22 protein-coding genes are annotated in these 21,633 nt (G+C 70.3%); 13 read left to right on the top strand and 9 right to left on the bottom strand.

Features of this window, described 5'->3' with window-relative positions; all coding sequences use genetic code 11:
- Positions 1-129 precede the first annotated feature (129 nt).
- From ACFXI3_RS26885 to ACFXI3_RS26860, 6 genes are read left to right on the top strand one after another with little or no spacing between them, the layout of a single operon-like run.
- A complete protein-coding gene (locus ACFXI3_RS26885; protein ID WP_378403115.1) occupies positions 130-2,061 on the top strand; it encodes a prolyl oligopeptidase family serine peptidase in 1,932 nt (643 codons plus the stop codon).
- The gene (locus ACFXI3_RS26880; protein ID WP_378403113.1) at positions 2,058-2,957 is read left to right on the top strand and encodes an LD-carboxypeptidase; all 900 of its coding nucleotides are present in this window, start codon (positions 2,058-2,060) and stop codon (positions 2,955-2,957) included. Before ACFXI3_RS26885 ends, ACFXI3_RS26880 begins: the two co-directional genes overlap by 4 nt.
- A 5-nt stretch (positions 2,958-2,962) precedes the next feature.
- Positions 2,963-3,376: a TIGR03668 family PPOX class F420-dependent oxidoreductase gene (locus ACFXI3_RS26875; RefSeq protein ID WP_344275355.1), complete on the top strand. Its 414-nt coding sequence runs from the start codon at positions 2,963-2,965 to the stop codon at positions 3,374-3,376.
- Positions 3,377-3,422: 46 nt separating this feature from the next.
- The gene (locus tag ACFXI3_RS26870; protein ID WP_378403112.1) at positions 3,423-4,130 is read left to right on the top strand and encodes a hypothetical protein; all 708 of its coding nucleotides are present in this window, start codon (positions 3,423-3,425) and stop codon (positions 4,128-4,130) included.
- 51 nt (positions 4,131-4,181) lie between these two features.
- Positions 4,182-4,550 (top strand): hypothetical protein, encoded by a 369-nt coding sequence (locus ACFXI3_RS26865; RefSeq protein WP_378403110.1) that lies wholly within the window; start codon positions 4,182-4,184, stop codon positions 4,548-4,550.
- A 2-nt stretch (positions 4,551-4,552) separates the two neighbouring features.
- A complete protein-coding gene (locus ACFXI3_RS26860) occupies positions 4,553-4,741 on the top strand; it encodes a hypothetical protein (protein ID WP_378403108.1) in 189 nt (62 codons plus the stop codon).
- Between the two features lie 7 nt (positions 4,742-4,748).
- On the opposite strand, the gene ACFXI3_RS26855 is transcribed toward ACFXI3_RS26860, so the two are convergent.
- Complete coding sequence (locus ACFXI3_RS26855; RefSeq protein ID WP_378403158.1) at positions 4,749-5,030, bottom strand: winged helix-turn-helix transcriptional regulator; 282 nt, start codon at positions 5,028-5,030, stop codon at positions 4,749-4,751.
- A 211-nt stretch (positions 5,031-5,241) separates the two neighbouring features.
- Here ACFXI3_RS26855 and ACFXI3_RS26850 point away from each other — a divergent pair, with 211 nt between their 5' ends.
- Together ACFXI3_RS26850 and ACFXI3_RS26845 are read left to right on the top strand one after the other, a co-directional pair.
- The gene (locus ACFXI3_RS26850; RefSeq protein WP_378403107.1) at positions 5,242-6,120 is read left to right on the top strand and encodes an NAD(P)-dependent oxidoreductase; all 879 of its coding nucleotides are present in this window, start codon (positions 5,242-5,244) and stop codon (positions 6,118-6,120) included.
- A 71-nt stretch (positions 6,121-6,191) separates the two neighbouring features.
- Positions 6,192-7,040 (top strand): alpha/beta fold hydrolase, encoded by an 849-nt coding sequence (locus tag ACFXI3_RS26845; protein WP_378403105.1) that lies wholly within the window; start codon positions 6,192-6,194, stop codon positions 7,038-7,040.
- A 1-nt stretch (position 7,041) separates the two neighbouring features.
- On the opposite strand, the gene ACFXI3_RS26840 is transcribed toward ACFXI3_RS26845, so the two are convergent.
- Positions 7,042-7,521, bottom strand: coding sequence for a nuclear transport factor 2 family protein (locus tag ACFXI3_RS26840; protein ID WP_344275372.1), 480 nt, complete (start codon positions 7,519-7,521; stop codon positions 7,042-7,044).
- A 121-nt stretch (positions 7,522-7,642) separates the two neighbouring features.
- Between ACFXI3_RS26840 and ACFXI3_RS26835 the strand changes: the two genes are divergently transcribed.
- The 3 genes from ACFXI3_RS26835 to ACFXI3_RS26825 all read left to right on the top strand — a co-directional run bounded on the left by ACFXI3_RS26835 (position 7,643) and on the right by ACFXI3_RS26825 (position 10,650).
- Positions 7,643-9,196: a hypothetical protein gene (locus ACFXI3_RS26835; protein WP_378403103.1), complete on the top strand. Its 1,554-nt coding sequence runs from the start codon at positions 7,643-7,645 to the stop codon at positions 9,194-9,196.
- A 51-nt stretch (positions 9,197-9,247) separates the two neighbouring features.
- Positions 9,248-9,697: a hypothetical protein gene (locus tag ACFXI3_RS26830; RefSeq protein ID WP_378403101.1), complete on the top strand. Its 450-nt coding sequence runs from the start codon at positions 9,248-9,250 to the stop codon at positions 9,695-9,697.
- Positions 9,698-9,840: 143 nt separating this feature from the next.
- Positions 9,841-10,650: a hypothetical protein gene (locus ACFXI3_RS26825; protein ID WP_378403099.1), complete on the top strand. Its 810-nt coding sequence runs from the start codon at positions 9,841-9,843 to the stop codon at positions 10,648-10,650.
- Between the two features lie 40 nt (positions 10,651-10,690).
- Here ACFXI3_RS26825 and mptB read toward each other — a convergent pair whose 3' ends face one another.
- The 5 genes from mptB to ACFXI3_RS26800 all read right to left on the bottom strand — a co-directional run bounded on the left by mptB (position 10,691) and on the right by ACFXI3_RS26800 (position 17,941).
- Positions 10,691-12,253: a polyprenol phosphomannose-dependent alpha 1,6 mannosyltransferase MptB gene (mptB, locus tag ACFXI3_RS26820; protein ID WP_378403097.1), complete on the bottom strand. Its 1,563-nt coding sequence runs from the start codon at positions 12,251-12,253 to the stop codon at positions 10,691-10,693.
- Positions 12,254-12,344: 91 nt separating this feature from the next.
- Complete coding sequence (nikE, locus tag ACFXI3_RS26815; protein ID WP_344275386.1) at positions 12,345-13,997, bottom strand: ABC transporter ATP-binding protein; 1,653 nt, start codon at positions 13,995-13,997, stop codon at positions 12,345-12,347.
- Positions 13,994-14,908 carry an ABC transporter permease gene (locus tag ACFXI3_RS26810; RefSeq protein ID WP_378403094.1) on the bottom strand — a complete coding sequence of 305 codons (915 nt, stop codon included), beginning with the start codon at positions 14,906-14,908 and terminating at the stop codon, positions 13,994-13,996. Before ACFXI3_RS26810 ends, nikE begins: the two co-directional genes overlap by 4 nt.
- Complete coding sequence (locus ACFXI3_RS26805) at positions 14,905-15,933, bottom strand: ABC transporter permease (RefSeq protein ID WP_344275392.1); 1,029 nt, start codon at positions 15,931-15,933, stop codon at positions 14,905-14,907. Before ACFXI3_RS26805 ends, ACFXI3_RS26810 begins: the two co-directional genes overlap by 4 nt.
- A 232-nt stretch (positions 15,934-16,165) precedes the next feature.
- On the bottom strand, positions 16,166-17,941 hold the full coding sequence (locus ACFXI3_RS26800; protein ID WP_378403092.1) for an ABC transporter substrate-binding protein: 1,776 nt from the start codon (positions 17,939-17,941) through the stop codon (positions 16,166-16,168).
- A 188-nt stretch (positions 17,942-18,129) separates the two neighbouring features.
- On the opposite strand from ACFXI3_RS26800, the gene ACFXI3_RS26795 reads away from it, so the two are divergent.
- Positions 18,130-18,957, top strand: coding sequence for a M55 family metallopeptidase (locus ACFXI3_RS26795; protein WP_344275397.1), 828 nt, complete (start codon positions 18,130-18,132; stop codon positions 18,955-18,957).
- Entirely contained in the window at positions 18,950-20,254 is a 1,305-nt protein-coding gene (locus ACFXI3_RS26790; RefSeq protein ID WP_378403090.1) for a M20/M25/M40 family metallo-hydrolase, read from the top strand. Before ACFXI3_RS26795 ends, ACFXI3_RS26790 begins: the two co-directional genes overlap by 8 nt.
- A 3-nt stretch (positions 20,255-20,257) precedes the next feature.
- Here ACFXI3_RS26790 and ACFXI3_RS26785 read toward each other — a convergent pair whose 3' ends face one another.
- On the bottom strand, positions 20,258-20,890 hold the full coding sequence (locus tag ACFXI3_RS26785; protein WP_378403088.1) for a class I SAM-dependent methyltransferase: 633 nt from the start codon (positions 20,888-20,890) through the stop codon (positions 20,258-20,260).
- On the bottom strand, positions 20,890-21,543 hold the full coding sequence (locus ACFXI3_RS26780; RefSeq protein WP_378403086.1) for a class I SAM-dependent methyltransferase: 654 nt from the start codon (positions 21,541-21,543) through the stop codon (positions 20,890-20,892). Before ACFXI3_RS26780 ends, ACFXI3_RS26785 begins: the two co-directional genes overlap by 1 nt.
- Positions 21,544-21,633: the final 90 nt, after the last annotated feature.

Here is a 21,633-nt window from a genome sequence, read left to right as displayed (position 1 = left end):
GCGTCTTCGACCCTAGGCCACGCACGCATGATCGGCATCCGCCGCCCCGGGTTGAGGGGAGTTCGCGCGGGATTCCTGCGCGGTGCGTGCGGATCCGGACACGCAGCGGATCCTCGTTAGGCTTTCCGGGTGCCTCGCATCTCTCCTCATGGAACCTGGACCTCTCCCGTCACCGCGGCCGACGCGGCGGCCGCCGGCGGCGGCGCGCAATGGCTCGCCGCGGTCGACGGCGCGCTCTGGTGGGCGGAGGCGCGGCCTGCCGAAGGCGGTCGCGTCGCGCTCGTGCGCGCGCTTCCCGGCGGCGGCGTCGAGGACGTGCTGCCCGCGCCGTGGAACGTCCGCAACCGGGTGCACGAATACGGCGGGCGGCCGTGGCTCGCGGTCGACGACGTCGTGGTGTTCACGCATTGGGCCGATCAGCGGGTGTACGCGCTGAAGAACGGCGAAGTCGCCCCGCTCACCCCGGAACCGGCCACGCCGCAGGGCGTCCGGTACGGCGACCTCCGGCCCGGCCGCGAGGGCGAGGTGTGGGCGGTCCGCGAGCGCAGCACCGGGCCGCGGCGCACCGACATCTCCCGCGAGCTGGTCGCGATCCCGCTGAACGGCTCCGCCGAACGAGTGCTCGTCGAAGGGCACCGGTTCTTCACCGCTCCGCAGCTGTCGCCGGACGGCGCGCACGCCGCGTGGATCGCGTGGGACCACCCGGCGATGCCGTGGGACGGAACCGAGCTGTTCGTCGCGCCGGTGGCGGCCGACGGTTCCTTCGGGGACGCGCGCGTGCTGGCGGGCGGGCCGGACGTCGCGGTGTGCCAGGTCGCGTGGGAAACCGCGGATCAGCTGCTCGTGCTCGCCGACCCGAACGGCTGGTGGAACCTGCACCGCGTCGGACTCGACGGCGCGACCGTCAATCTCGCGCCGGTGGAACGCGAGCTGGGCGGGCCGATGTGGAAGCTCGGCACCAGCTGGTTCGCTCCGCTGGGCGGCGGGAAGCACGCGGTCCTCGACTCCGGAAAGCCGGCGATCCTCGACGAGAGCGACGGTTCGGTCACGCGCGTCGACACCGAGCTGACCGTGTGGTCGTCGATCGGGCTCGTCGCGACGCCGGACGGGATCGCCGGGATCGCGGGCGGGCCGCGGCACGAGAGCGCGGTCGTGGTGCTGGACCCGGCCACCGGGAAGTGGCGCGCGCTCACGCCGCAGCCGGCCTCGCTGCCGCCCGCGGAGTACCTGCCGGTGCCGCAGGAGCGGGTGTTCACCGGGCCGGACGGCGCGGACATCCCAGCCTACGTGTTCCCGCCGACGAACCCGGACTTCGTCGCACCGGAAGGCGAACTGCCGCCGTACGTGGTCCACGTGCACGGCGGGCCGACCGGGCACAGCGACGAATCGCTGGACCTGGACTTCGCGTACTTCACCAGCCGCGGCATCGGCGTCGTCGCGGTGAACTACGGCGGCTCCACCGGCTACGGGCGCGCGTTCCGCGAGCGGCTGCGGGAGCAGTGGGGCGTGGTGGACGTGCGCGACTGCGCGGCGGTCGCCGAAGCGCTGGTCGCGGAAGGGATCGCCGACCGGGCCCGGCTGGGCATCCGCGGCGGCAGCGCGGGCGGGTTCACCTCGGCGGCGTCGATCACGATGACCCGCACCTACGCGGCGGCGACGGTGAAGTTCCCGATCCTCGACTTCGCCGGCTGGACCGGAGAGGGCGGCGAAACGCATGACTTCGAGTCGCAGTACGTGGTCAGCATGGTCGGCCCGTATCCGGAAACCGCGCAGCGGTACCGGGAGCGCTCGCCGATGACGCACGTGGGTTCGCTGGCCGGGCCGGTGCTGTTCCTGCAGGGCCTGGAGGACGAGATCTGCCCGCCGGACCAGGCGGACCGGTTCGTTTCCGAAATCGACGGCACCGGGATCCCGCACGCGTACCTGCGGTTCGAGGGCGAACAGCACGGTTTCCGGAAGGCGGAGACGATCGTCGCCGCGCTGGAGGCGGAACTTTCCTTCTACGGCCAGGTGTTCGGCTTCGAGACGCCGGACGTGCCGCGGCTGGAGCTGTCCCGATGAGGCCCGCCAGACTCTCCGCCGGGGACACCGTCGCGCTCGTCGCGCCGTCCGGGCCGGTGCCGCAGGACCTGCTGGACGCCGCGCTTCCGGTGCTGCGCGAGTGGGGCGTGAAGGTGCGGATCGGGGCCGGCGTGCGGGCTTCCGGCCAGTCCTACCTGTCCGCGCCGGACCAGGCGCGGGCGGCGGAGTTCACCGAGGCGTGGCTGGATCCGGAGGTCCGGTGCGTGCTGGCGGCGCGCGGCGGCTACGGGACGCAGCGGATGATCGATCTGGTGGACTGGGCGGCGTTGCGGGCTGCCGGGCCGAAGGTGCTGGCCGGGTCGAGCGATGTGACCGCGCTGCACCGGGCCGTGCACACCCATCTGGACCTTGCGACGCTGCTCTCGCCGATGCCGGCCAGCGTCCTCTTCGACGAAGACGCGTCGGAGCACCTGCGGCGGACGTTGTTCGAACCGGATCACGCGCGGGTGCTGCGGGCGCGGGAGCCGGATGTGGTCGTGCCCGGCCGCGCGCTGGGCGTGCTGGTGGGCGGGAATCTGTCGCTGCTGGCGTCCGGGGTCGGGACGGCTGAGCAGGGGTCCGCGCGCGGCGGGATCGTGCTGCTGGAGGACGTGACCGAGAGCCCGTACCGGATCGACCGGATGGTGACGCAGCTGCTGCGTTCCGGCTGGCTCGACGGCGTGCGCGGGATCGTGCTGGGTTCGTGGGCCGCGTGCGGCGACCCGGCGGAGGTCCGGGAACTGCTGGCGGAACGGTTGTCGCCGCTCGGGGTTCCGGTGCTGAGCGGGTTCGGCTTCGGGCACGTGGCGGGGTCGCCGACGCTGCCGCTCGGGGTTTCGGCCTCGCTCGACACGGAACTGGGCACCGTCACCCTCGACTCCCCCGCGCTGGACTGAGCCGCATGCGACTGTCCACTGTGGAAACCCGGGCGCGCTTCGCGGCGGCGCGGGTGGCCCGTCTCGCCACAGTGGACAGTCGCGGGGTCCCGCATCTGGTGCCGGTGACGTTCGCGGTGCGCGACGACACGGTGGTGTTCGCGGTCGACCACAAGCCGAAGACCACGACGTCGTTGCGGAGGCTGGCGAACATCGCGGAGAACCCGGCGGTGTCGTTCCTGGTCGACGAGTACGACGAGGATTGGTCGCGATTGTGGTGGGCCCGCGCGGACGGGGCGGCGCGGGTGGTCGCTGACGCCTCACGGGCTTCGTATGCCGGTTGGTTGACGGAGAAGTATCCGCAGTACGCGGAGAGGCCGCCGGAGCACGCGGTGGTCGTGACCGAGGTGCGGACCTGGCGGGGTTGGGCGGGTTCGTAACGAACGGTCCGGGCGTGGCGATCTTTCTCCCGAACTGGGGAGGATCATGCGTATCGCGCTTGTGCTGACCGGCCTTGTCCTGCTGGTCGCGGGCTGTTCGGCCGAGGGTCCGGCGGCTGCTCCGAAGCCGAGTCCCGCGCCGCCGTCGAGTTCCGCGCCGCCGCTGGCCGCGGGTGACCTCACGAAGTATCTGCCGAGCGGGGACGAGCTGGCGAAGGCCGGTCTCACCGTGGGACGGGATCGGCTGCCGTACGTCGTCGGCCCGAACACGCCGCTGCGCATCGTGCGGGCGTGCGCCACCGACCAGCCTTGGGACGCCGCCGTACGGAACGGCGCGCAGGCGTACTCCACAAAGGACACGCTGTGGGTCCGGCAGCGGCTCGCCGAGTACGAGGGCTTCACCGGATCGCAGGTCGTCTCGGGCCTGGACAAGGCTCTCAGCTGTGGGAAAACGGTGTCGGGAGACCACGATCTCGCAGTCGTGAGCCGGTTCTCCTCGCACGGCAAAGGGCTCCCCGAGGACGCCGAGCTGACGGTGAAGTCCCGGTTCTCGGTCCCCGGCACCGGTGATCCCCAGCTCGGGTTCTGCGGGCAGTTCGCGGAGGCCCGGATGGCCGGCTGTGTCCTGGTCCTCGCGCACGGCAATCGCGTTCTTGCGGTCGCGGCCACCGACTACCAAATGAGCATGGCCGCGCAACAGGCCGAACTGAAGCGGCTGGTTCCCGCCTTCGTCGCGGCGTTCGACCAGGACTGAGGTAACGCTGGGCCCGAGCCCGGCGATCTTCCCGGCATGCGGAGGGGGATCTTGGGGGTCGAGCAGCGACAGGCTCCTGCTTCCTTTGCCGCCGAGTGGATCGACCCGCTGCTCCTCGCGCCGCAGTGCGAGGGCGAACGACCTTGGGAGCGCGCTTTTCGCAATGATGTGCAGGCGACCGCCCGGGCCGGGGAATTGCTCGTCTGGCAGCTGGTGGCGGCCTACGACGGCTATTCCGGCGAGCGGCTCCTCTCGACTGTCGATGCGGCACTGACATGCGGCGACGCGGCTGAACCCGGGATCTGCGGGTCGGCGACGCTGGAGACCGAGAACCGCTGCGGCACCCCAGACGCGACGGGGCAGCATGCCGAACTGACGCGACTGGCTCCCACCTTCGCCGCGGCGTTCGACCAGGACTGACGATGGCGAAACGGCGCTACGTGGCCCGGGGCGTGCCCGGCGGGTACCAGATCTGGGACAACCGTGCCCGCCGCTGGTGGGGCGATCACTACCAGCTCTGCCCGGACGACCTGGTCGCCGCGCTCAACCGCGGCGCGGACCACGCGACCCTCACCGCGCTGATCAACCGGTACCGCGCGGCGAAGCGCTGACCCGGCTTCAGGGCAGCGCTTCGATCCGTTCGAGGTGTTCCTCGCCCCATTCGCCGAGCGGGGCGATCGCGGCGTTGAGCGTGCGGCCGAAATCGGTCAGCGAGTACTCCACTTTCGGCGGGACCTGGTGGTAGACCTCGCGGTGCACGAGCCCGCTGCTCTCCAGTTCGCGGAGCTGGTGGATCAGGATGCGCTCGCTGATGCCGGGCACCGCGCGCCGCAGCTCGCCGAACCGGACCGGGCCGTCGCTCAGGGCGAACAGGATCAGGCCTTTCCATTTGCCGCCCATGACGGCGATCGCCGCGTCGAGTCCGCAGGTGTACTTCTTCACCGAAGGCTCCTCCCCTTTTTCACTGACAATAATGTCAGTACCGAACAAAATTGTAGGTACTTGATCTTCGGTGCGTGCGGCTTCAGGATGAAACGGACGCCGGAACCGGGCCTCAGGGTCCGATGTGGACGGTGTGATTCATCGGAAACCATTGCTGGAGCTGAAAAATATGACTGGGGATATTCGCACGCCGGTGACCGTTGCGGGACTGGGGTCGATGGGGCGGGCGCTGGCCGGGGCGTTCCTCGCGGCCGGGCATCCGACGACGGTGTGGAACCGGACGCCGGACAAGGCCGCGCCGCTGGTGGCCGACGGGGCGGTCCGGGCCGCCGACCCGGCCTCGGCGGTCGCCGCGAGCCCGCTGGTCGTCACGTGTCTGACGACGTTCGGCGACACTCGCGAGGCGTTGGGGCCGGTGTCCTTCGACGGGCGCGCGCTCGTGACCTTGAACAGCGGGATCCCGGCTGATGCCCGCATGACGGCCGAGTGGGCGGCCGGCCGCGGTGCGCGGTTTCTCGCCGGAGCGGTCAAAAACGTGCCGTCCGCGGTCGGAGCGCGGGACACGCTTCTCTACTACGCCGGGGACAAAGCCGTTTTCGACGAGCACGAGACCACGCTGAAGGTGCTCGGCGGCGACACCGTCCACCTCGGCGGCGAGCCGGATCTGGCCGCGCTGTACGAGATGGCGGTCGGCGGCACCCTGTTGCCCGCGCTCGCCGGGTTTTTCCAGGGTGCGGCCGCGGTCCAGTCGCGCGGGCTGGAGGCGAGCACGCTGGTGCGGTTCACCGTGAAGTGGTTCGAGATGATCAACTCGGTCCTGCCGGTCTTCGCCGACGAGATCGACCGCGGCGACTACACCGAGGCAGCGTCCTCGGTGAATCTCTTCCACGAGATGGCCGCCGACGACGACGCGTTCGGCGCGGAGACGGGCGTCGACACGTCCTGGCGCGGCCCGCTCAACGATCTGGTGCAGCGGGCGGTCGAGGCAGGGCACGGGGACCACAGCATCTCGGCGCTGGTGGAGGTGCTTCGCAAACCGGCGGCGTAGCCGCGGAGCGCCGGAACACTCAAGCGGCACCGGACATATGGTGCGGGCCGAGGGTGACGAACGGAGCGCACATGAGCAGGGTCCATCGGGTTTCGTTTCACGGCAAGGGAGTTCGCCTCGCCGGGGACCGCTGGGAGCCCGACGGCGCGCGGCGCGGCACGGTGCTGTTCCTGCACGGCGGCGGGCAGACCCGGCATTCCTGGGGCCGCGCCGCGGAACGGGTCGCGCGCGACGGCTGGTCGACGGTCACCCTCGACGCGCGCGGGCACGGGGACAGCGAGTGGGCGCCGGACGGCTACACCCTGGACGCGTTCGTCGAGGACCTTTACGCCGTCCTGGAAGCGCTCGGCGAGGTTCCGGTGCTGGTGGGCGGGTCGCTCGGCGGGATGACCGCGCTCACGGCCGCCGGCGAACGGCCGGGGTGCGCCGCGGGGCTGGTGCTGGTCGACGTCACGCCGCGGATTTCGGTGGCCGGCCGGGAACGGATCGCCGAGTTCATGGCGGGCGCGCCGAACGGGTTCGCGTCGCTGGAGGAGGTCGCGGACGCGATCCACGCCTACAACCCGCACCGCCGCCGTCCGCGCAATCTCGAAGGGCTGCGCAAGAATGTCCGCCTGCGCGCGGACGGCCGCTGGCACTGGCATTGGGATCCGCGGATCCTGGACTTCGGCGACGAGCCGAGCCGCGACATCGGCGAGGACCGGCTCGCCGACGCGGCGCGGGCGCTCGAGGTCCCGGTGATGCTGGTGCGCGGGAGCGAGTCCGACGTCGTGACCGACGCGAGCGTCGAGAATTTCCGGCGGCTGGCGCCCGGCGCGCGGTTCGAGGAGGTCAAGGCCGGGCACATGGTCGCCGGGGACGACAACGACGTCTTCACCTCGCATCTCGTGGACTTCCTCGACCGCGACGTCTCCCGGTGAGTCAGCGCGTCTGCGCGAGGTCCCCGAAGTAGCCGGTCCGCCACAGGATCCGGGTCCGGACTTCGGTGATGCGCCAGCCGTTCCCGGTCTGCCGCAGGTCCGCGGTGACGACGCCGCCCGCGGTGAACGCCCGGTCTTCCATGCGCACGGTGACCGGGCGGTCCTTCCACAGGTGGATCGCGACGAGATTCGCGCGCACGACGGCCGTGGCGCCGTGGATCTCGACGTCGTGGCCGGTCAGCAGGTGCTGGCTCGACTCGAAGCGGGCGAAGCTGCGGGCGTGGCTGTCGGCGATGTCCTCCGGGCCGGCGGTCTCCGCGCCGTTGGGGCGCACGATCTTCCCGTCCGGCGCGAAGATCCGCTGAAAACGCGGTGCGTCGAACTGCCGCTCGTCGACCGCGCGGTAGTAGCTGTTGAAGGTGCGGACGATCCGGGCTGTCGCGAGCAAGGCGTCGAGTTCGTGCTGATCCGTTTCCTGCACCGGCTTCTCCCCTCGGGGTCCCGCTGTCTCGGTTCATCGTCCCGCGTCCGAGTGCCGTGGCATCATGCTGTGACGGCGGTCGCACCCTCGGTGGGGCCGCTGCGCATCGGGGGGAGGCGTTGTGGGGTGTGCAATCGCGGTGGTGGTCGTCGTGATGCTGATCGCCGCGGCCGTCAGCAGCAACCTCGACCATGCGGTGGCCAACGGATTCAACGCCCTGGTCTGGATCGCGCTGATCGGCGGCGGTCTCCGGCTCGCGTCGAAAGCGTACGAGAAGAACAAGGCGAAGATCGCGGCGAACACGCAGGCCGTGAGGGACAAGACCAGCTCTGAGCGGTCTTCGCAGGCCTCCGAATGGCAGCGGAAGACAAGGGAAGCCAAGCTGCCCGCACCGCGCCACCCGGGTCCGGTGCAACTGACCTTGAGCGGCTCGGCTCGCGACGCCGTGTCTGACGCCGACCGGGCCAGGCGCACGATCCGCGAGGTGCTCGCCGCGCTCACCGTCGGCGTCGCCGACGAGGCCCGGGCGCACGCGGAGGTCTTGCGCCCGCAGGTCGAGCGGCCGTGCGAACCGGGACGTTTCCTTCAGGAGGAGGAAGACTACGGCCGGTACAACGTCTGGTGGGGTTTCGAGCGCGACGGCACTCGCCCTGCCCGGGAAACGGTCGGCCGGATCAAGGATCTGTTCGTCTGGGCTTCCGCGCGCCGGATCCTGTTCTCCGGCATCCATCCCGAAGCGGAGCGCCTGCTGGCCCCGATCACCGATCCGCTCGCCAAACGGTTCCGCGAAACCCTGAGCACCCGCTACGGGCGGGCCGACGACGGCGCCGGGATCGCGGTGCTCCCGCCCGGCGAATGGGAAGCCTTCCTCGGCGACCTGCACAGCGCGCTCGTCGCGGTCGCCGACGGGCTGGCCGCGCTCCCCCTTCCCAAGCTGTTGCCGCTCATGCACCGGCCGAAGGAAGCCCGGTTCAAGGAGCACGTGTCGGGCGAGGCGATGGAGCAGGATCTCCGGGACTTCATCGAAGACACCGCGAAGCTGAAGGAGGCGGCGCTCACCGGGCCGTGGCCGCTCCGGTTCGGTTCCGCGTGGCAGCTGGACGGCGGGGTGCTAGACGGGTTCGTGACCGAGGAGATCCGCCGTCGGCTGGCCAAGGGAACCGAGGGTTTCGAGTTCGTGGCCCGGTGGAGCACCGACCGGCTCGACGCCGCAAGCTTCGCCCGCGCCTATCTGGCTTACGTGACCATCGCGCTCGACTATCTGACGGAGGTGCTCGGCAACATGGCCGACTACAAACGGGATTCCGCGCCGCAGTCCGGCCACCGCATCGAAATCGGCGGCGACGTGACGCACAGCAACTTCATCCTCAACAGCACGGTCCGCGACATCACGACGGTGCTGGCTCCGGTCGCCGGCCGCGACGACCGGCTCGCCGAGGCGATCGAGGCGCTTTCCGCGGCGGTCCGCGAGGATCCTGATCTGCCGGACGAGGAGCGCGAGGAGCTTCTGTACCACGTCAAGGACATCGCGGAAGCCGCCGCTGAACCCGGCGAGAAGCAGAAGCGCGGCCGGGCGAAACTGGCGTTGAGCGCGGTGACCGAGGCCGCCAAGACCGGTGCGCAGCTCGCGCAGACCGTGACTGCTTGGCACGACGTGCTGACCAAGATGTTCTGAGCGCGAAGAAACCCGTTGAGACGGGCCCGGCCGCGGGTGAAAGGTGTACCCGTGAATACCGAACTGAGGCACGCGTGCGTGACTTCGCTGGTCGCGTTGGCGAGCAGTCCGGCCTACCAGGACAGGGCGGACGCCGGATGCAGCCTGGCGAACTTCGCTGACGCCCCTGAGGCTCAACAGGCACTGGTGAATCTCGTGCTGGACAGCAAAGACACGGGCGTCATCGACGCGACCGCGCGAGCCTTGCTTCAACGGCTCGACGCCACGTGCATCCGATTGGTGGCAACAGCACTCGCGACGGCTGATCCAGAGCAGGCGGAATGGATCGACCGAGCGGTCAGCGAGGTCTTGGGGATCACCTCCGGCGACCGGGACGCCGCGGTCGGGATGTGCGAGCCGCTCACGCACAGCGCGAACGAGGAAGTCCGGCGCGGAGCGATGCACCTGCTCGACGAGCTTAAGAGCATCAATCCGATCCTTCGCACAGTAAGCCGATGGTGACGATCCTCTGATCGGTTCCCCAGCGGTGACCGGACCTTGACCGCCTTCGGCAAGACTCTTACCTTTGACCTGCCAGACATCGGATGTACGACGCCGCCGGCCGATGTGCCCCTTTCGTTCCTGTTCGGAAAGGACACTCCGTGATGCCGGATTCCTCTGCTTTTCCGCGCCGTACGGCGCTGCGCACGATGGCCGGGGCGGCGCTCGCCGTGCCGGTTCTGGCTGGCCCGCTGGCCCGGTTCGCCACTGCCGCGAGCCCGTTGTGGCATCCCGATCCCGTGAAGGACGGGCTGAAAGCCTTCGAGGGCGTAGAGGCGGATCGCGGCGGTGCGCACCCCGACCGGAAATACGTGGTGGTCGAGGGAAATCACTACCGCTTCAACATCTGGCGCGACGACCGCGACACCACGGGCGGCGGGGATCGGCAGCGGACCGAGACGAAGGGCATGGTGCAGAACGGTTCCGCGCTGAAGATGCACAACGGCGAGACCTGGACGCTGTCCTACGAGATGTTCATCCCGGCCAGTCTGCACGGGACAAGCCGGTTCACGCACATCTTCCAGACGAAGACCCCGGCGACGAACGAAGGTCCGTGGGTGACGCTCGACCTGGTCCGGGACGGCGGTGTGGAGATGATTTCCGCGCGGGCGTACGCGAATCCGGGTTCGCCGTCGATCGCGGCGGCGAAGCTGGCTCCGTTGCGGGACAAGTGGATCACGATCGAGTGGACGCTGACTCCGGGCGACGCGGGCGCGGCGGCCTGCGTGATCCGCAGCGGCGCCGGTGCGGGGGCGCCGATCGCCGCACAGGGCAGCAAGACCGGGGTGAAGCTGCCGGATCAGGGCGACTACGTGCGGCCGAAGTGGGGCATTTACCGCTCGGTGGAGAGCGACCCTGCGGATATTCTCGACACCTACCTGCTGTTCCGGAATTACCGCGCGAACCGCAAGTAGCCGGAGAGGGTGGTCCCGGCGGGAGGCCGGGACCACCCTTTCACAGCGGTTTGGCGGGAGTGTCCGGGAGGAATTCCTCGTCCTTGGGCTTCTTCCGCCATGCGGCGACGAGCCCGAGCGGGTCGGGGCGCAGCAGGGACGCGGCGGCGTAGAGGCTGACCACGACGACGATCGCGATGAACCACCAGTCGTAGAGCGCCTGCTCCCCCGTCGGGTAGTACACGAGGGTCACGAACACCGAGATCGCCACGATCGCGGACAGGTTCCGCCGCTCCCACGGGAACGCCGAGATCAGCACGAAGCCCCAGGTCAGGTACCACGGCAGGGTCGGCGGCATGAGGATCGCGACGGCCAGCAGGGTGATCGCGGCGCGGTAGACGGCTTCCTTGCCGCCGCCGCGGGCGAGCCACCACTGGCGGACGCCGAACACGACGAGGCCGACCATCGCGATGGCGCGCGCGACGGTGACGAACGGCGACGGCTGAACGGTGGCGAAAATGTGGACGAGGTTGTAGACGGCCTCGCCGATGCCGCTCGGGAAGTTCAGCCAGTTGGTGATCAGCTGCGGGGCCTTGAGCCCGGACCACCAGCCGAGGTTGAGCGAGCCGAGCGACACCCAGGTGCCGACGACGAACACCGGCAGGAACAGCCCGACCGCCGCGGCGCCGGCCTTGAAGAAGTTCTTCGTCTTCGACGGGCCGCGCATGTCCGCGGCCCACATCCAGACCATGAACGGCAGCGCGACGGCGGCGGTCGGCTTGATCAGCATGCCGATCGTCACGAGGATGACCGCGATGACGTGTTTGCGCTCGAGCGCGGCGAGCATCCCGATGGTGAGGAAGCCGAGCATCATCAGGTCGTTGTGCGGGCCGCCGAAGAGGTGGATGACCATCATCGGGCTGGCGACCGCGACCCAGAGCGCGACGGGGAGCTTCCCGCCGAGGTGCTTGACGAGCCGGGGCAGCGCCCACAGCGTCATGCCGAGCCCGACGAGCAGGACGAGCCGGGTGAGGATGACGCCGGCGATCATGTGGTCCTGGGTGATCGCGACGATGCCCTTGGAGATCAGCAGGAACAGCGGCCCGTACGGGGCGGGCGTGGTCTGCCACAGCGGGTGCACGTTCTGCACGACGTTCGGCAGCACGGGCAGCTCGGCGGGGCCGTTGGCGTACGGGTCGAGCCCGTAGAGCAGCTGCGCGCCCTGGCCGAGGTAGGAGAAGACGTCGCGGGTGAACAGCGGCGGCGACACGATCAGCGGCGCCATCCAGCACAGCGCGGCGATCAGGATCGGCTTGCTGCCGATGCGCCCGGCGAGCGCGTAGCGGCCGAGCCGGACCCACGCCCACACGACGAGGCCGAATCCGCTGTAGAGCAGCGCGTTGGCGAGCGCGCGGCCGTGGCCGTAGCGGATCCACGAGAGCGGGCCGTGGCCGATGACGGGGTCTCGGATGAGGATGCCGCCCGCGCCCAGCGCGGCGAGCATGAGGAGGGCGCTTCCGACCGTACCCATGGCGATGGTGCGGTAGGGGAAGCGCGAAGGCGTCAGGAACTGCCGGTCGAGACTTCCGGCGTTCGGCTGCGCGTCGTCGATAGTAGTGGCCATTTCGATCCAGAAGATTACCGGGTGCAGTCGGCCCGCCCCGCACTGGCTCCGGGCGCGGCCGGGTTCGGCGCGCGCCCGGAGCGGACTGCGGTCAGGCCTCGGCCGCGGTCCGCTGCGCGGTGCCCCCGGGGAGCGCCGCGAGCAGCGACTTCGTGTACTCGTGCTGCGGGTCGAGCAGGACCTGTTCGACGGTACCGGTCTCGACGAGTTCGCCGCGGTACATCACCGCGACCCGGTCGGCGATGTTCCAGGCCAGTCCCAGGTCGTGGGTGATGACGAGCGCGGACAGGCCGAGCTGGCGGCGCAGCCGGAGCAGCAGTGCGAGGATCTCGCCGCGCACCGACGCGTCGAGCGAGGCCACCGGTTCGTCGGCGAGCAGCAGCGACGGTTCGAGCGCGAGGGCCCCGGCGATGACGACGCGCTGGCGCTGGCCGCCGGACAGCTCGTGCGGGAGCCGGTCGAGGAATTTCTCCGGCGGGCGCAGTTCGGCGGATTCGAGCGCTTTGAGCACGACGTCGCGTTCGTTCGCCAGGCCGTGGATGCGCGGGCCTTCGGCGACCGCCTCGTACACCGTGTGGGCCGGGTTCAGCGCGCTTGTCGGGTCCTGGAGCACGAGCTGGACTTCCCGCCGGTACGCGCGCAGCCCGGCCCCGCCCGCGGGCACCGGCTTGCCCGCGTAGCGGACCGCGCCGGAGTCGGGTTTCTGCAGGCCGAGCAGCGTGCGGGCGAGGGTGGTCTTGCCGGAGCCGGACTGGCCGACCAGCGCGACGATCTCGTCCCGGCGGACCTCCAGGTTCACTCCGTTGACCGCGTGGATCCGCTTGCCCTTGCGGTCACGGAACGTGACGTGCAGGTCCTCGGCGGCGAGCAGCGGCGCCTCGTCCGCACCCGCGCGCTCCTCCGGCTCCGGGGGCAGCGGGGTCGCGGTGGCCGGGGCGTAGCGCGACACCGGGTCGCCGACCGTCGGGAAGGCTGCGGCGAGGGCGCGGCTGTGTTCGTGCTGCGGCGAGGACATCAGCTCGGCGCTGGGACGTTCCTCGACGAGTTCGCCGTCGTACATCACCGCGATGCGTTCGCAGGTGGCGGCGAGCACGGACAGGTCGTGGCTGATCATGATCAGCCCGATGCCGCGTTCGGCGACCAGTTTCGACAGCACGGACAGCACCTGGGCCTGGACGATGACGTCGAGCGCGGTGGTCGGTTCGTCGGCGATCACCAGCCGCGGTTCGCAGGCCAGCGCCATCGCGATCATCACGCGCTGTTTCTGGCCGCCGGAGAGCTCGTGCGGGTACGCGCCCGCCCGCGAGCGCGGCAGGTCGACCTGTTCGAGCAGTTCGGTGACCCGGGCCTGCACCTGTGCTTCGGTCTGCGCCTTGCCGTCGGGGGCGTGCAGGCGGATCGGTTCGGCGATCTGCTCGCCGATGCGGCGGACCGGGTTGAGCGCGTGCATCGCGCCCTGGAACACCACCGACGCCTCGGCCCAGCGGACCGCGCGCAGCCGTCCCCAGCGCATCTCGCTGACGTCCTCGCCGTCGAGCAGGATTTCGCCGGTGATCTTCGCGCTGCGAGGGAGGAGCCGGAGCACGCTCATCGCGACGGTGGACTTGCCGGAGCCGGACTCCCCCGCGACGCCGAGCGTGCCGCCCGCGTCGAGGCGCAGGTCGACGCCGCGGACCGCGGGGACGTCGCCGCCGCCGGTGCGGTAGGTGACGCCGAGGTTTTTGAGTTCGAGCAGCGCGGTCACGAGTGCCGTCCTTTGAGCCGCGGGTTCAGCACGGTTTCGAGGCCGCGGCCGACGAGGGTGAACATCAGCACGACGAGCACGATCGCGATGCCCGGCGGGAGCAGGTTCCACCAGGCGCCGCGGGTGACCGCGCCGTTGTTGAGGGCGGTTTCGAGCATCGCGCCCCAGGAGATCGAGGTGGGGTCGCCGACGCCGAGGAACGACAGGGTGGCGTCGGCGATCACCGCGTTGCCGACCACGAGGGTGGTGTTGGCGAGCACGAGCGGGGCGACGCCGGGCAGCACGTGTTTGGCGACCACGTGCAGGTGTCCGCCGCCGAGCGCGCGGGCGCGTTCGATGTACGGGCGGCTTTCGATGGTGAGCGTCTGGGCGCGGACCAGCCGGGCGGTACTCGGCCACGCGGTGACGCCGATCGCGAGCACGATGGTCCAGATCCCTTGCGGCAGCACGGCAGCCAGCGCGATGGCCAGCACGAGCGAGGGCAGCACGAGGAAGAAGTCGGTGAACCGCAACAGGATCGCCGACACCCAGCCGCCGAAGTGCGCGGCGGTGATGCCGATCAGGGTGCCGATGAACACGCTCAGCGCGGTCGCGCAGAATCCGACGAGCAGCGAGATCCTGGTGCCCCACACGGTCATCAGCAGCACCGAGCGGCCGTCGATGTCGGTGCCGAGCCAGAACTGGCTGTCCGGCGGGCTGAGCGGTTTTCCGGCGACGCGGGTGACGTCGAGGCCGCTCTGGTCGCTGATCAGCGGCAGCAGCAGCGCGAGCAGGACGGTGAGCACGAGCAGGAAAAGCCCGGCGAGCGCGGCTTTCTGGGTGGCGAACTCGTGCCAGGTGCGGGCGATTCCGGCGCGGCGGCGGCGCCACGCGATCGCGCGGGCGCTCTCGGCGGTGGTTGCGGCGGTCATGCGGTACGCACCCTCGGGTCGAGCACGCGGTAGAGCAGCTCCGCGAACAGGTTCATCAGGACGACGGCGCTGGCGAGGACGATGAAAACCCCTTGCAGCACCGGCAGGTCCGGGCCGTGCAGCGCGTCGTAGGTGAGCTGGCCGAGGCCCGGCCAGCTGAACACCGCCTCGACGGTGACCGCGCCGGCGACCACCGTGCCGAACTGCATGAACACCAGCGTCACGGTGGGCAGCAGCGCGTTGGGGACCGCGTGCCGTCGCCGGACGAGGTCGTCGCGCAGGCCTTTCGCGCGGGCGGTGGTGAGGTAGTCGGCGTTCATCTCCCCCAGCAGCGACGAGCGCATCACCAGCATGTACTGCGCGTAGAACACCGCGAGCAGCGTCAGGCACGGCAGGATCAGGTGGTGCAGCACGTCGAGGCTTTGGGCGAAGAACCCGGGCCCGGCGTCGGGCGAGTGCATGCCGCGGCTGGGGAACAGTCCGTTGGTGGCCACGAGCAGCAGCAGGCCGAGCCAGAACTGCGGGACCGACCAGAACGTCAGCGCGATGCCGGTCTGCGCGCGGTCGAAGAAGCTGTCGCGCTTCCACGCCGCGCGGATGCCGAGCCAAAGCCCGAGCGCGACGGCCAGGACGGTCGCGCTGCCGACGAGCAGCACGGTCGGCCAGAGCCGTTCGCCGATCATGTCCAGCACCGGGCGGCGTTCGATGTAGGACTCGCCGAAGTCGCCTTGGAACAGGCCGACGAAGTAGTTCCCGAACTGGGCCAGGACGGGCTTGTCGATGCCGAGCCGCTCGCGCAGTTCGGCGATCTGGCCGGGGTCGGTCGGGCGGTCGCGGGCCATGAACGCGACCGGGTCGCCGGGCAGCAGCCGGAAGAGGAAGAACCCGAGGACGATCACCAGGAAGACGCTGGCGACCGCCTCGGCGATCTTCGTGAGGACGAACCGGAGCGTCCCGGTCCCGCCGCGGCGCTCGTCGGGGTCGGCGAGCACTGCGGCCTGGTCGGGCGCGATCGCTTGGCTCACCCGCGGTTCCCCCTCCGCTGGACGGTCCGGCTGTCCGTGAGGGGAACCCTGCGGGACTCTGAGTACCGCAGGGTTCCCCTCACGGACTCGATCGAGCGGTCGCGAGGGCATAGAGTCGGCGTTTCGGGGGGCGTTGCGTCCTTTGTGGACGGTCGGCGCGGCGAAGCCGGGAAGCTTGAGTTTCCGGCTTCGGACTCGCGCGCTGGAGCAGTCGGCTGGCAGAGCATCGGGTTCACTCCCGGTCGTCGGCGGACTTGCCGCGGCGGGACAGCGCGATGCCGCCGCCCACGAGCACGACGAGCACTACCCCGGCGACGACGATCCACACTGTCGTGCCGGAGCCGCTGTCCGACGAAGCGGCCGAAGCGTCGGCCGGGACCGCGCCGTAGACGCCCCAGTAGCCGGTCTGCTCGAGGATCGAACCCTCGGGCTGGGGCTGCTTGCCGAACGAGGAGAACTTGTCGGAGCGGTAGGCCTCGAGCGCGTTGTCGTAGTCGTAGACGACGTTCACGGCCTGGCTGTAGAGCCGTGCCTGAGCCTGCTTCACGTAGCCGGCGCGCACGCCCGGGTCCGTTTCGGCGAGTTGCTTGGCGTAGAGCGCGTCGTACTGCGGGTCGCAGAAGAACGTGTCGGTGGTGCCGCCCTTGCCCTGGGCGTTCGGCCGCGCGGCGCAGGTGTGCAGGGCCAGCGAGTAGTCCGGGTCCGGGTTGTTCGCGTAGCCGGAGATCGCGAGGTCGTAGTTGCCCGCGTTGGTGCGGTCGTTCAGCTCGTCGTCGGAGACCAGTTCCTGCTTCACCGAGATGCCGATGTCGTGCAGCCAGCCGGTGACGTACTGGGCGAGGCGCTGGTCGGGCGCGCGGTTCGCGTGGCCGGTGAGGCGCAGTTCGAGGCGCGCGCCGCCGGGCGCGGTGCGGATGCCGTCGCGGCCCTTCGGGTAGCCGGCCGCGTCGAGCGCGGCGTTGGCGGCGGCGAGGTCGAACTTGCGCGCCTCCCCCGGCGCCGGATCCCAGTGGTAGGCCGAATAGATCGGCGGGATCACGCCGCCGCCGGGCTGGGCGTAGCCGCCGGCGACCTTGTCCACGATCGTGGAGATGTCGATCGACTGCGCGATCGCCTGGCGCACCCGGATGTCCTTGAGCACCGGGTTTCCGTTGCCGATCGGCTTGTTCTCCGAGTTCTGGACGCCGAAGTTCAGGTTGATCTCGTTGTAGCGGCGGCCGGGAGCCTTGTTCAGCGCGATGTTCGGCTGGTCCTTCAGCGCGTCGAACTGGGTCGGGGTCAGCCGGTTGATCACGTCGACCTCGCCCTGCTTGAGGGCGTTGACCGCGGCCTCGACGTCCTTGAACACCAGCAGCTGCAGCTCGTCGACCTTGGGCGCGCCGCGCCAGTAGTCCTTGTTGGCCTTGAACTTGACGTACTCGTTCTGCTTGTACTCGGTGATCTGGTACGGCCCGTCGTCGACGCCGACGACCGGGATCGTGTCGGTCTTCGGGTCGCTGTAGTCCTTGATCTGCGACCACACGTGCTCGGGCACGATCGGGACGTCGAGCAGGGCCATCGACGACTGCACGGTCTTGGTCTTGATGACCAGCGTGGCGTCGTCCGGCGCGGTCACCGACTGGAAGCTGGCGACGTAGTTGCCGTTCGCGGTGCGCGCGGTGGCGTCGGTGAGCATCCGGTTGAAGGTGAACGCGGCGTCCTTCGCGGTGACCGGCTGCCCGTCGGACCACTTCGCGCCCTTGCGGATCTTGAACGTCCAGGTCAGCTTGTCCGGCGACGTCGTCCACGATTCGGCGAGCGCGGGCGCGGCCTCGGCCTTGTCCTGCGACGGGATCGTCAGGAACTCGTAGATGAACCGGCCGACCTGCGTCGACGCGGCGAGCCCGGCGGTGAACGGGTTCAAGTGGTCGATACCAGTGGTCAACGCGACCCGCAGCACCTTCGGCTGCGCCTGCTGCTGCGCGGCCGCAGTGCCCGCCAACGGCAGAATCGCCAGCGTTCCTGCCATCACGACACCGAAAACGCGGCGCAACCCGTGCCGCCTGTGCTTATTTCGCACTTGAGAACCACCCCATCGTCAATCCCCGACCCCAGAGACGAAAAGTAACCACATACGGCGGGAAGCGCGCAATATGTGACGGTGCCGCTGCGTGTCCGATCGTTATGGTCGCGGCGCGGATCACTAGAGTGCCCGGCATGCGGATCCTGATCTCGGCCGACATGGAAGGCGCCACGGGGGTCACCTGGACCGACGACGTCGTGCCCGGGAGCCCGCAGTGGCAGCGGTTCCGGGGCATGTTCACCGGCGACGTCAACGCGGTGCTGGCCGGCCTGTACGCGGCGGGCGCGACCGACGTGCTCGTCAACGAGGCGCACTCGTCGCAGCGCAACCTGCTCCTGGAAGACCTCGACGAACGCGCGCGGATGCTGACCGGGCGGCACAAGCCGCTGTCGATGATGCAGGGCATCGATTCCGGTGTGGACGGTGTGGTGTTCCTCGGCTACCACGCCGGGGCCGGGTTCGACGGCGTCCTGTCGCACACCTATCTGGAGAACCAGATCACCGGCGTGTGGCTGGACGACGTGCCCGCGAGCGAGGGCAGGCTGAACGCGGCGATGGCGGCCGAGTACGGCGTGCCGGTGCTGCTGGTCAGCGGCGACGACCAGACCTGCGAGGACGCGCGCGACTACGCGCCGGACGCGGAACTGGTGCAGGTCAAGGAATGCGTGAGCCGGTACGCGGCGATCTGCCTGCCGCCGGCGCGCACGGCGAAGCTGCTGGAAACCGGCGCGCGGGAGTCGATGGCGCTGGCCGGGCGGGCCGAGCGCACTCCGGGGCGGCACCGGATCGAGGTCGAGTTCGACGCGAGCCATCTAGCGCAGGCGACCGCGGTGATCCCGACCGTGGAGCAGACCGGGACGCGCCGCGTCGCGTTCGAGGCGCCGAGCATGACCGAGGCGATGAAGGCGTTCAAGGTGGTCACGGCCATCGCGGCAGGGGCGGTGCAGGGCATTTATGGCTGAGGTCGACGTTGTTTCGCTGTGCGCGGACCTGATCCGGTTCGACACCACCAACTGGGGCGACGGGGAGGCCGCGGGCGAACGCCTGGCCGCCGAGTACGTCGCCGAATTCCTGGGCCAGCACAGGGTTTCGGCGCGGATTCTGGAGTCCGAACCGCAGCGGTCGAATGTCATCGCGCGGATCCCGGGCACCGATCCGACGCTGCCCGCGCTGCTCGTGCAGGGGCATCTGGACGTGGTGCCCGCGGCCGCGGGCGATTGGTCTGTACCGCCGTTCTCCGGCGAGGTCCGCGACGGGTTCCTGTGGGGCCGGGGCGCGGTCGACATGAAGGATTTCTGCGCGATGGTGCTGGCCGCCGTCGCGTCCGGGCTGCGGCCGCGGCGGGATCTCGTGCTGGCGTTCGTCGCCGACGAGGAGGACCGCGGCGATTACGGCGCGCACTGGCTGGTCAAGGAGCACGCGGACCTGTTCGAGGGCTGTGCGGCGGCGATCAGCGAGTCCGGCGGGTACAGCTACCACGTGCCCGCCGCGGACGGCCGGAAAGTGCGGCTGTACCCGGTGGGCACCGCTGAGCGCGGGACCGCGCACCTGCGGCTGACCGCGACCGGGCGGGCCGGGCACGGGTCGCGGCCGAATTCGGAGAACGCGGTTGTGCGGCTGGTCGGGGCGCTGCAGCGGATCGCGGACCACCGCTGGCCGGTGCAGCTGACGCCGACCGTGCGTGCGTTCCTGGAGCGGACCGGTGCCGCGTTGGGCGTGCCGGTGGATCTTTCGTCCGGCGAGGCGGTCGACGAAACGGTGGCGCGGCTGGGGACGGCCGGGGCGCTGGTGGTGCCGACGGTGCGCAACAGCACCACGCCGACGATGCTCGACGCCGGGTACAAGGTGAACGTGATCCCGTCGAAGGCGAGCGCCCAGGTCGACGTCCGGGTGCTGCCGGGGACCGAGGACGAGCTGTTCGCGGTGCTGGATTCGTTGCTGGGCGAGGGTGTCACGCGGGAATTCGTGGCGCATCAGCCGCCGGTGCAGGCTCCGGTGGATTCGCCGTGGTTCGACGCGATGGCGGCGGCGCTGCGGGCGGAGGACCCGGAGGCGGTCGTGGTGCCGTACTGCATGGGCGGCGGGACGGACGCGAAAGCGTTCACCCAGCTGGGGATGGCGTGCTACGGCTTCGCTCCCCTGGCTTTGCCGGAAGGGTTCCCGTACCGGGCGATGGCGCACGGCGTGGACGAGCGGGTGCCGGTGGACGGGCTGCGGTTCGGGACGCGGGTGCTGACGCGGTTCCTGGAGTCTTGCTGAGGTTCAGGGAGTGACGCGCTGGACGGTCGCCAACCAGGCTGGAAGACCGTCCGGCGCGAACCTGGCGACAATCTTGCTGTCTCGCAGGGTTTCGAGCTGCCAACCGGTTTCGCGCCGGAAAGGCGCTTCCAGTTCGGCTCGCGTGACCGGGTGCGGACCGGCGTCCCCGTCCGTGTCGCGGAAGCACAGGACGTGCAGCCTCGCGCCCGGTTCGGTGACGGACGCGAGGCTGGCGACGTAGGTCTGGCGTTCCTGGGCGTCGAAGGTGTGAAACAGCCCGCAGTCGAGGACTGTGTCGAAGATCCGGTTCAGCGTGGACAGCCGGAACGCGTCGCCGACCGCGAACTCGGCGGAGAGACCTCGGACGCGAGCCTTCTCTTTCGCTTGCGCCACCGCGGTTTCCGCGATGTCGATGCCCACAATGGACAGTCCGGCCGCGGCGAGGTGCAGCGCGTTCTCGCCGGTTCCGCATCCGGCGTCGAGGACCGTGCCGCGGAACGCGCCCTCGGCGGCGAGCTCGACGATGGCCGGTTGCGGGCGTTCGAGGTCCCACGGGGCCGGACCGTCCTGATAGGACTCGTCCCACGGACGGCCTGCCTGGCGTTCGTGGCTTGTCGCGGGACGGTCCTCGGACATCAGCGGGTGAACTCCGCCCACCAGCGGTCCTCGCGAACGCGTTCCAGCGAGGCGAGGGTGACGCCGTCGCGGCCGAAGGATTCGACCTCGGCTTTGCTGAGCGGCCACGGCGGCCCGTCCCAGGTGTCGAGGTCGATGCTTTCCTCGGCGACCGCGCCGACGACGAGCGTCCCACCGGGGGCCACGAAACCGGAGACCGAGGCGATGGCCGGGTCGTGGACGTCCTTGGGCATCGACTGGACGGTCATGATCTCCACGACCAGGTCGAAGGCGTAATGGAACTCCGCGGGCGGGGTGAGCAGGTCCGCGGTGCGGTAGGAGACGACGGTGTCCGGGAAGCGGTTGAGCACCGCTTTGATCGCGCTGGGCGAGACGTCGAAGGCGGAGGTCTCGTATCCGGAGGCGGCGAGGAGTTCGGCGTCGTCGGCCATCCCGCAGCCGACGACGAGGGCGCGGCGGCCGGCGCCGGGCCGCCCCTCGATCCAGGCGGCGAGGTCCGGCGAGGGCTTGCCGCGGTACCACGGCAGGACGGCCTCTCCGGCTTCCGCGGCCGCGTACAGGGGCTCGAACCACCCGGTGGGGTCACCGTTGGCGAGTGCGAGTCCGGCCCGGCGGCGGGCTTCCTCGTCGGGATCGATGGCGTCGTCTGGCATGGACTCTGTTATACCCGCCGGGCCCGGGCGCCGGTGCGCTCGACTGGCCGTGCGGGCGCCACCCGGTTGCCGCAGCGGTGGCGCCCGGCG

This window comes from Amycolatopsis sp. NPDC059235 (assembly GCF_042754125.1).
Classification (GTDB): domain Bacteria; phylum Actinomycetota; class Actinomycetes; order Mycobacteriales; family Pseudonocardiaceae; genus Amycolatopsis; species Amycolatopsis albidoflava.
This window is presented reverse-complemented; position numbering and strand designations above follow the sequence as displayed.

What these genes read in the sequence shown, in the direction of transcription:
- ACFXI3_RS26880 (WP_378403113.1), top strand. Translation starts at nt 2,058, where the DNA reads ATGAGGCCCGCCAGACTCTCCGCCGGGGACACCGTCGCGCTCGTCGCG.
- ACFXI3_RS26875 (WP_344275355.1), top strand. Translation starts at nt 2,963, where the DNA reads ATGCGACTGTCCACTGTGGAAACCCGGGCGCGCTTCGCGGCGGCGCGG.
- ACFXI3_RS26870 (WP_378403112.1), top strand. Translation starts at nt 3,423, where the DNA reads ATGCGTATCGCGCTTGTGCTGACCGGCCTTGTCCTGCTGGTCGCGGGC.
- ACFXI3_RS26860 (WP_378403108.1), top strand. Translation starts at nt 4,553, where the DNA reads ATGGCGAAACGGCGCTACGTGGCCCGGGGCGTGCCCGGCGGGTACCAG.
- ACFXI3_RS26855 (WP_378403158.1), bottom strand. Translation starts at nt 5,030, where the DNA reads ATGGGCGGCAAATGGAAAGGCCTGATCCTGTTCGCCCTGAGCGACGGC.
- ACFXI3_RS26850 (WP_378403107.1), top strand. Translation starts at nt 5,242, where the DNA reads ATGACTGGGGATATTCGCACGCCGGTGACCGTTGCGGGACTGGGGTCG.
- ACFXI3_RS26845 (WP_378403105.1), top strand. Translation starts at nt 6,192, where the DNA reads ATGAGCAGGGTCCATCGGGTTTCGTTTCACGGCAAGGGAGTTCGCCTC.
- ACFXI3_RS26825 (WP_378403099.1), top strand. Translation starts at nt 9,841, where the DNA reads ATGCCGGATTCCTCTGCTTTTCCGCGCCGTACGGCGCTGCGCACGATG.
- mptB (WP_378403097.1), bottom strand. Translation starts at nt 12,253, where the DNA reads ATGGCCACTACTATCGACGACGCGCAGCCGAACGCCGGAAGTCTCGAC.
- ACFXI3_RS26810 (WP_378403094.1), bottom strand. Translation starts at nt 14,908, where the DNA reads ATGACCGCCGCAACCACCGCCGAGAGCGCCCGCGCGATCGCGTGGCGC.
- ACFXI3_RS26800 (WP_378403092.1), bottom strand. Translation starts at nt 17,941, where the DNA reads ATGGCAGGAACGCTGGCGATTCTGCCGTTGGCGGGCACTGCGGCCGCG.
- ACFXI3_RS26795 (WP_344275397.1), top strand. Translation starts at nt 18,130, where the DNA reads ATGCGGATCCTGATCTCGGCCGACATGGAAGGCGCCACGGGGGTCACC.
- ACFXI3_RS26790 (WP_378403090.1), top strand. Translation starts at nt 18,950, where the DNA reads ATGGCTGAGGTCGACGTTGTTTCGCTGTGCGCGGACCTGATCCGGTTC.
- ACFXI3_RS26785 (WP_378403088.1), bottom strand. Translation starts at nt 20,890, where the DNA reads ATGTCCGAGGACCGTCCCGCGACAAGCCACGAACGCCAGGCAGGCCGT.
- ACFXI3_RS26780 (WP_378403086.1), bottom strand. Translation starts at nt 21,543, where the DNA reads ATGCCAGACGACGCCATCGATCCCGACGAGGAAGCCCGCCGCCGGGCC.